A 1,691-nucleotide genomic window follows, 5' to 3' on the forward strand; every position below is an offset into this window, starting at 1 on the left:
AAGTTCTTGATGCAAAAACATTTGCGAAGTCAATTCGCTAGTAAATTCGTTTAACTTCTGTTAAACAACAAAAATTGAGTTATACTCAAACTTCAAATTGAGAGTTTGATCCTGGCTCAGGATGAACGCTGGCGGCGTGCCTAATACATGCAAGTCGAACGCTTTGTGGTTCAACTGATTTGAAGAGCTTGCTCAGATATGACGATGGACATTGCAAAGAGTGGCGAACGGGTGAGTAACACGTGGGAAACCTACCTCTTAGCAGGGGATAACATTTGGAAACAGATGCTAATACCGTATAACAATAGCAACCGCATGGTTGCTACTTAAAAGATGGTTCTGCTATCACTAAGAGATGGTCCCGCGGTGCATTAGTTAGTTGGTGAGGTAATGGCTCACCAAGACGATGATGCATAGCCGAGTTGAGAGACTGATCGGCCACAATGGGACTGAGACACGGCCCATACTCCTACGGGAGGCAGCAGTAGGGAATCTTCCACAATGGGCGAAAGCCTGATGGAGCAACGCCGCGTGTGTGATGAAGGGTTTCGGCTCGTAAAACACTGTTGTAAGAGAAGAATGACATTGAGAGTAACTGTTCAATGTGTGACGGTATCTTACCAGAAAGGAACGGCTAAATACGTGCCAGCAGCCGCGGTAATACGTATGTTCCAAGCGTTATCCGGATTTATTGGGCGTAAAGCGAGCGCAGACGGTTATTTAAGTCTGAAGTGAAAGCCCTCAGCTCAACTGAGGAATTGCTTTGGAAACTGGATGACTTGAGTGCAGTAGAGGAAAGTGGAACTCCATGTGTAGCGGTGAAATGCGTAGATATATGGAAGAACACCAGTGGCGAAGGCGGCTTTCTGGACTGTAACTGACGTTGAGGCTCGAAAGTGTGGGTAGCAAACAGGATTAGATACCCTGGTAGTCCACACCGTAAACGATGAGTGCTAGGTGTTTGAGGGTTTCCGCCCTTAAGTGCCGCAGCTAACGCATTAAGCACTCCGCCTGGGGAGTACGACCGCAAGGTTGAAACTCAAAGGAATTGACGGGGACCCGCACAAGCGGTGGAGCATGTGGTTTAATTCGAAGCAACGCGAAGAACCTTACCAGGTCTTGACATCCCTTGACAACTCCAGAGATGGAGCGTTCCCTTCGGGGACAAGGTGACAGGTGGTGCATGGTTGTCGTCAGCTCGTGTCGTGAGATGTTGGGTTAAGTCCCGCAACGAGCGCAACCCTTATTACTAGTTGCCAGCATTTAGTTGGGCACTCTAGTGAGACTGCCGGTGACAAACCGGAGGAAGGTGGGGATGACGTCAAATCATCATGCCCCTTATGACCTGGGCTACACACGTGCTACAATGGCGTATACAACGAGTTGCCAACCCGCGAGGGTGAGCTAATCTCTTAAAGTACGTCTCAGTTCGGATTGTAGGCTGCAACTCGCCTACATGAAGTCGGAATCGCTAGTAATCGCGGATCAGCACGCCGCGGTGAATACGTTCCCGGGTCTTGTACACACCGCCCGTCACACCATGAGAGTTTGTAACACCCAAAGCCGGTGGGGTAACCTTCGGGAGCCAGCCGTCTAAGGTGGGACAGATGATTAGGGTGAAGTCGTAACAAGGTAGCCGTAGGAGAACCTGCGGCTGGATCACCTCCTTTCTAAGGAAAATCGGAAACCTA

Annotated in this window: 1 rRNA gene; it reads left to right on the forward strand. The window is 49.5% G+C overall.

Features of this window, described 5'->3' with window-relative positions:
• Positions 1–93: 93 nt before the first annotated feature.
• A 16S ribosomal RNA gene (locus EST42_RS05320) occupies positions 94–1,670 on the forward strand.
• Positions 1,671–1,691 lie beyond the last annotated feature (21 nt).

Source organism: Weissella cibaria (assembly GCF_004521965.1).
Taxonomy (GTDB): Bacteria; Bacillota; Bacilli; order Lactobacillales; family Lactobacillaceae; genus Weissella; species Weissella cibaria_A.